Genomic DNA, 6,057 nt, shown 5'->3' with positions numbered 1-6,057 from the left:
CCCCCCCCCCAGATTCATGTAGATAACAACGGACTGAATGAATAGAGTTGATTTCTTTTAAATCTGGGTTCGAGTGATTACACCTTTCCATTACAAATGGACAGCGTGTTGAAAAACGACAACCTTTAGGAAAATCAAAGGCAGGCGGAACGGTTCCCTTAATAGAACCTAATCTATCAACATCGTCTTGCATATTTGGAATACTTGCCAATAATCCTTTTGTGTAAGGGTGTTCCGGATTTTGTAATAGTTCTCTTGTTGGTGCTTCTTCTACGATTTGGCCACCATACATGACCATGACACGATCAGCATATTCAGACACAACACCTAAGTCATGTGTAATGAGCAATAATGCCATTTGGAATTTTTCTCGCATTTCTACTAGTAAGTCTAAAATTTGTGCTTGTATGGTTACATCAAGTGCTGTTGTAGGTTCGTCTGCAATAAGTAATTTAGGTTCACATGAAATAGCCATTGCAATCATAACTCGTTGCCTCATACCTCCTGAAAGTTGATGGGGATATTCATCTATAACTTCGTCAGCACGTGGAATTCCTACTGTTTGTAATAGTTTAATGGATTGCTTGCGTGCATCTTTTTTGTGTAATTTCTTATGTTTGCGAAGCATTTCAGAAATTTGATTTCCTACAGTATATACAGGATTAAGGGCAGTCATCGGTTCCTGAAATATCATTGCAATATTCTTTCCACGGACTTTAGTCATTTGCTTTGTGGAAAATTGAAGTAATTCATCTCCGTTCATTAAAATGGTTCCATCTACAATTCGACCGGGTTTATTAATGAGCTGCATGATAGATAGGGCAGTGATACTTTTTCCACTACCAGATTCACCGACCAGGGCAACTGTTTCTCCAGGAAAAATTGAAAAAGAAATATTATCAACTGCTTTAGCGACCTTTTTATCTTCTAAATAGAAGTACGTTTTGAGTTGATCAACATCTAAAATTGGTTGTTTGGTCATAGATACCACTCCATTCTTAAAAGTATAAAATTGATATAATGAAGTAACCTAGATGAAAAAGTTATTGTAATAAAGAAAGAAGCCGCGCTAGATTAATATTGATATTTATGTAAAGACGTGATGTACGTAATAGTAATTAAATATATTTGGAATTTGTGGAAGGAAAAAATCTATTGGTTTTAGCTATACATTTATTGAACAATCGTTGCTTATTATAGATATTAAATAAGTCAGACTCTTTTGTCAAGGTTGAATTTTATAAAATAAACCCCGGGTGAATAAGGTGAGATTATGCTTTTCGCCGATGGAGAATGAAGTTATTATTTTTATAGTTGAAATAAATAGTAGAAAAGTACAATGATAACGGATTGATTTAATCTCCGTAAGTTTGGTAGTTTTAAAAATGTATAGTCAAGTTTTGGGGTGGGCACAAGATGAGAAACTTTGGGAAGTAATTGCAGTGATTACGGCTTGTGCCATATCGATAGATTTAGCATGAGGGGCAATAGACTGCCATCATTTTCCCCTTTTAGGTCAATCGATAAACCAGAAGGTGTTTTCTATCAAGAAGAAGTTTACATCTGTTTTTGTGTAACTAACTATTAAAAGCAACCATGCAGGTAATAAAAGCACTGCTAATCGTTTCATTAGTATCCTCACATTTAAAAAAATGTGTTGCGTACGAATTTTAATGGTAGTATCTGAGCATACCTCATCGTTCACTTACACTAAGTTTCATGGCATAATACGCTTCACCTTTAACCTCCTCATCATCCCACTTAAAATAAAAGACATAATAATAAACTCCTGCTTCTTCAGGTGAAATAAAATCAAAAAAGTTGACGCCATTTTGAACGTATTCGACATTTTCCCCAACCTTATCCTTATATCGATATTGCCTGAAGATTACTTCGTCAGGATTAGGTAACGAAAAGTTATTAAAAGTAACTGGTACTCTTGTTTTCGTAGCAACTCGTAAGGTATAGTTACCCATTGTGGCATCCCATGGATCATCGGGATATGCTTTACATGGTTTTCCTTCTTCATCCAATCCCCAACAATAGTCACTTAAAGTAGCCCCATAACTTGTATCATCATCTCTACTTAACAGGGATAAACGGGGTGGTGGTTCTTGCCAAGAAGATACGCCCTTATCTTCATTTGTGTCTTTTGGTTCTGGTTTTACATCTGTTTTTATACAACCAACAAGTGGAAGCAGGCATGCAAGTAATAAAAGCACTGCTAATCGTTTCATATCATTCATCCCCCTTTTTTAAAATAGTCTAACACCTTGGTGTGATTTTTCAAAATAAAAAGAATTGTATAATTTCCCATTAACTATTGCAGGAATTTGCAAGTGAATGTTGAATATAGTTATTAAGGAGCTACATCTAGTATAAACACCAACTTCAAAAGAAGGGAGGTGGTTTTTATGCGTAAATATGTAGGTGCTATGCTTGTTTTTAGCTTACTCTTATTTGGAACACCATTAACAATCGGTGCCGCAACAAATGGTGAAGGTGTAGAAAATACATCATCTAGAACAATAAAAGTTACTAATAAATATAGTCTAGGCACAATTCCACCAACTTATTTTATGTACAATAAAGGTGGGTGGGTAGGTAGGCTGACCTTAGAACGCTATGGACCTAAGGATGGTTATATTGAAGCTATTTATAAAGGAGTAGTTTCGTGTACAGGTACATGTCCCATTGGCCCATAGTATCAAAAAAATAAATGTAATGAAGGGGATAAAGTTAATCTTTCATCCCCTATGTACCCTTTATGGAGGTATTCCCATGAAACTCATTTTATTCGAAATTAAAAAACTGATTACATCCACATATTTTCTTTTCATGCTAGTGATACTTGCTTTATTTATTTGTAGTTATTATATATATAATTATATGCAAACAGTGCGAGTAGATGACATTGTAGCGGATGCAGAAATTTTTATTACAAACACAAAACGCGGGTTAGACGAAATAGATGCAGCAATAGAGGCAGGAGAAATCAAAAAGGATTCCCCTAAAGTCCAATCTGATATTGCTCATTACCAAAATATTATGGAGGAAAATGAAACAAAGAAAGCAGCTGCTTTAGCCCATGATTGGGACACATTATTAGATTTTGAAATAGCTGGTGGAGAACAATGGTTTAAGACCGGATTGACAAATAATTACATATGGCCTACAGATTTTACGATGTCTGTTTATTTTGAACGGAATAAATTTATAAAAGAACACGGGCTTCAACCAGTGTTTCCTATTTATCTATTTTCACAAGTAACGATCTATGATGAAGTTTTTGAACCGCCCGAAATCGAGAAGGATAAGGAGCGCGACAAAATCCACTCATCCTCTGCGGTGTACTTTCTCTATTTGTTATTTTCATTAGGTTTTGGAATCATTGGTGCTGGCTTTTTCTTATTTTTATTTGGTGACATCCTTACAAAAGAGGGGATAGGAAGGAATGGTTCACTTTATTTACTTTATACACAACCAACGCGTAGAGGCAATGTATTTATAAGTAAGTACATATCGTTAAGTCTCATTACCCTATGTATATTAATTAGTGTCGCTGGATTTTCATTATTATTAGGAACCACCTTTGATCGATTTGGTGAATTACAATATCCTGTATTAATTTATGAACCAGAGATGGCATTTCATTTTATGCCGATGTGGCAATTTATCGTTTTAGCAGCAAGTTTATTTTATCTGGTGCTTTTGTTTTGTTATGCATGCTTATTTTTCTTTTCATATTTGACAAAACGTACGGCAATAGCCATAGGTCTAACAGTTGCCTTTCTATTTATAGGTGTCCAATTAAGTGGGCAATTTGTGCAAACAAATTTTGCAGCTTTTAATCCGTTTACGTATTTTCATGTGGCAGATATCGTCTCCATGGAAGTTGCGGTCCTGCAAAATAACTTTGAACTATCGATTTATAATGGCTATTGGGTACTTGGTTTAGCTAGTGTTGTTGTTTTACTCGTTACGTATTTTATGTCGAGGCGACATGCCCAATAAAAGGGAGGGAGTGGTAACATGATTGTAGAAGTGAAGAGTCTCAAGAAAAAATATAAAAAAGAGTGGGTTTTAAAAGGAGTACATTTTCACATCGAAACACCACACCCTTAATCTACATTTTGTATCTTTTGGTTCTGGTTTTATTTCTGTTTTTGTGTACCAGCTAATAGAAGCAGGCATGCAAGTAATAAAACCGTGCTTAAACGTTTCATTAGTATCCTCCCTCTATATAGTCCCTCCCATTGCTGCCGTATGAATTTTAATGGTAGTTTCCGAGCATAGTAAATCTCTAACTCATCATCGTTCCTTTACATTAACTTTCATGGCATAATACGCTTCACCTTTAACCTCATCATCCCACTTAAAATAAAAGACATAATAATAAACTCCTGCTTCTTCAGGTGAAATAAAATCAAAAAAGTTGGCGCCATTTTGAACGTATTCGACATTTTCCCCAACCTTATCCTTGTATCGATATTGCGTGAAGATTACTTCGTCAGGATTGGGCAACGAAAAATTATTAAAAGTAACTGGTACTCTTGTTTTCGTAGCAACCTGGAAGGTATAGTTACCCAATGTTGCATCCCAAGGATCATCTGGATATGCTAAACATGGATTTCCTTGCTCATCCAATCCCCAACAATGGCCATTGGAAGAAGCCATATAACTGGTTTCCGCGGCTCTACTTAACAGGTATAAATCGGGTGGTGTTTCTTGCCAAGAGGATACGTCCTTTTCTTCATTTGTATCTTTTGGTTCTGGTTTTACATCTGTTTTTGTACAACCAACAAGTGGAAGCAGGCATGCAAGTAATAAAAGCCTGACTAAACGTTTCATATTAATTATCCCCCTTTTTAAAATAGTCTAACATTGCCGATAAGAGTTTTCAAATTAAAATAATAATTTTCAATTTTTTGTGACTGTTGCAGGAATTTGCAAGTGAATGTTGAATATAGTTATTAAGGAGCTACATCTAGTATAAACAGCAACTTCAAAAGAAGGGAGGTGGTATTTATGCGTAAATATCTAGGTGCAATGCTTGTTTTTAGCTTACTCTTATTTGGAACACCATTAACAATAGGTGCCTCAACAAATGGTGAAGATGTAGAAGCTGCACAATCAAGAACTATAACAGTATATAAACAGTATAGTCTAGGAACAATTCCTCCAAAGTATATTACACACAATACAAATGGTTGGACAGGAAGACTAACTTTACAAGGCTACCAATCTACTGGTGATTTTATTCTAGCAATCTATCGTGGAGTAGTTTCGTGCTCAGGTACATGTCCTATTGCTCCGGCACAAGGTCAAAATAAATAAAATCAAATGCTATGATATAAGTATGGGGGAGGGATGGATTTTTAACTACCATCCCCTCCAAGTGTATCTTTTGGAGGTATTCTCATGAGACTCATCTTATTTGAAATTAAAAAACTGATTAAATCCACATATTTTCTTTTCATGCTGGTGATACTTGCTTTATTTATTTGTAGTTATTATATATATCATTATATGCAAACAGAGCGAGTAGATGACATAGTAGCGGAAGCAGATTTTCATATTACAAATACAAAACGCGGGTTAGACGAACTTGAGGCGGCAATCGATGCGGGGGAAATTGAAAAGGATTCTCACACAACGGAAGCTGAAATTGCTCATTACCTAAATATTATCGAGGAAAATGAAACAAAGAGAGCAGCTGCTTTAGCCCATGATTGGGACACATTATTAGATTTTGAAATAGCTAGTGGAGAACAATGGTTTAACAGATACAAGATGGACGGAGCGACAAATATATACACATGGCCTACAGATTTTACGATGTCTGTTTATTATGAACGGAATAAATTTATCAAAGAACACGGGCTTCAACCAGTGTTTCCCATTCACCAATTTTCAGAATTAACAATCCACGACGAGGTTTTTGAGCTGCCCGAAATGGAAGAAGCGATACGAAATTTTAACAATATCCACTCGTCCTCTGCAGTATACTTTCTCTATTTGTTATTTTCATTAGGTTTTGGAATCATTGGTGCTGGT

Annotated in this window: 7 protein-coding genes; 4 read left to right on the top strand and 3 right to left on the bottom strand. The window is 35.5% G+C overall.

Going from position 1 to position 6,057, the window contains the following annotated elements; genetic code table 11:
* Both ACFFIS_RS12510 and ACFFIS_RS12505 read right to left on the bottom strand, forming a co-directional pair.
* On the bottom strand, positions 1–982 hold a 982-nt coding region (locus ACFFIS_RS12510), incomplete at its 3' end, for an ABC transporter ATP-binding protein (protein ID WP_390187851.1).
* A gap of 712 nt (positions 983–1,694) precedes the next feature.
* Positions 1,695–2,237 (bottom strand): hypothetical protein, encoded by a 543-nt coding sequence (locus tag ACFFIS_RS12505; protein WP_390187848.1) that lies wholly within the window; start codon positions 2,235–2,237, stop codon positions 1,695–1,697.
* Positions 2,238–2,414: 177 nt separating this feature from the next.
* Between ACFFIS_RS12505 and ACFFIS_RS12500 the strand changes: the two genes are divergently transcribed.
* Positions 2,415–2,705 carry a hypothetical protein gene (locus ACFFIS_RS12500; RefSeq protein ID WP_320378670.1) on the top strand — a complete coding sequence of 97 codons (291 nt, stop codon included), beginning with the start codon at positions 2,415–2,417 and terminating at the stop codon, positions 2,703–2,705.
* Positions 2,706–2,781: 76 nt separating this feature from the next.
* Positions 2,782–4,014 carry an ABC transporter permease gene (locus ACFFIS_RS12495; protein ID WP_320378671.1) on the top strand — a complete coding sequence of 411 codons (1,233 nt, stop codon included), beginning with the start codon at positions 2,782–2,784 and terminating at the stop codon, positions 4,012–4,014.
* Positions 4,015–4,311: 297 nt separating this feature from the next.
* Here the strand turns inward: ACFFIS_RS12495 and ACFFIS_RS12490 are convergent, their stop codons facing one another.
* Complete coding sequence (locus tag ACFFIS_RS12490) at positions 4,312–4,851, bottom strand: hypothetical protein (protein WP_390187846.1); 540 nt, start codon at positions 4,849–4,851, stop codon at positions 4,312–4,314.
* Between the two features lie 177 nt (positions 4,852–5,028).
* Between ACFFIS_RS12490 and ACFFIS_RS12485 the strand changes: the two genes are divergently transcribed.
* Positions 5,029–5,337 carry a hypothetical protein gene (locus ACFFIS_RS12485; RefSeq protein WP_320378673.1) on the top strand — a complete coding sequence of 103 codons (309 nt, stop codon included), beginning with the start codon at positions 5,029–5,031 and terminating at the stop codon, positions 5,335–5,337.
* Between the two features lie 84 nt (positions 5,338–5,421).
* A partial coding sequence (locus ACFFIS_RS12480) for a hypothetical protein (RefSeq protein WP_390187845.1) occupies positions 5,422–6,057 on the top strand: 636 nt, incomplete at its 3' end.

This window comes from Paracerasibacillus soli, from assembly GCF_042432965.1.
In the GTDB taxonomy this organism is placed as follows: domain Bacteria; phylum Bacillota; class Bacilli; order Bacillales; family Amphibacillaceae; genus Paracerasibacillus; species Paracerasibacillus soli.
The sequence above is the reverse complement of the archived record's forward strand: the minus strand, read 5'-3'. Positions and strand labels throughout refer to the sequence as shown.

What these genes read in the sequence shown, in the direction of transcription:
- ACFFIS_RS12500 (WP_320378670.1), top strand. Translation starts at nt 2,415, where the DNA reads ATGCGTAAATATGTAGGTGCTATGCTTGTTTTTAGCTTACTCTTATTT.
- ACFFIS_RS12490 (WP_390187846.1), bottom strand. Translation starts at nt 4,851, where the DNA reads ATGAAACGTTTAGTCAGGCTTTTATTACTTGCATGCCTGCTTCCACTT.
- ACFFIS_RS12495 (WP_320378671.1), top strand. Translation starts at nt 2,782, where the DNA reads ATGAAACTCATTTTATTCGAAATTAAAAAACTGATTACATCCACATAT.
- ACFFIS_RS12485 (WP_320378673.1), top strand. Translation starts at nt 5,029, where the DNA reads ATGCGTAAATATCTAGGTGCAATGCTTGTTTTTAGCTTACTCTTATTT.
- ACFFIS_RS12505 (WP_390187848.1), bottom strand. Translation starts at nt 2,237, where the DNA reads ATGAAACGATTAGCAGTGCTTTTATTACTTGCATGCCTGCTTCCACTT.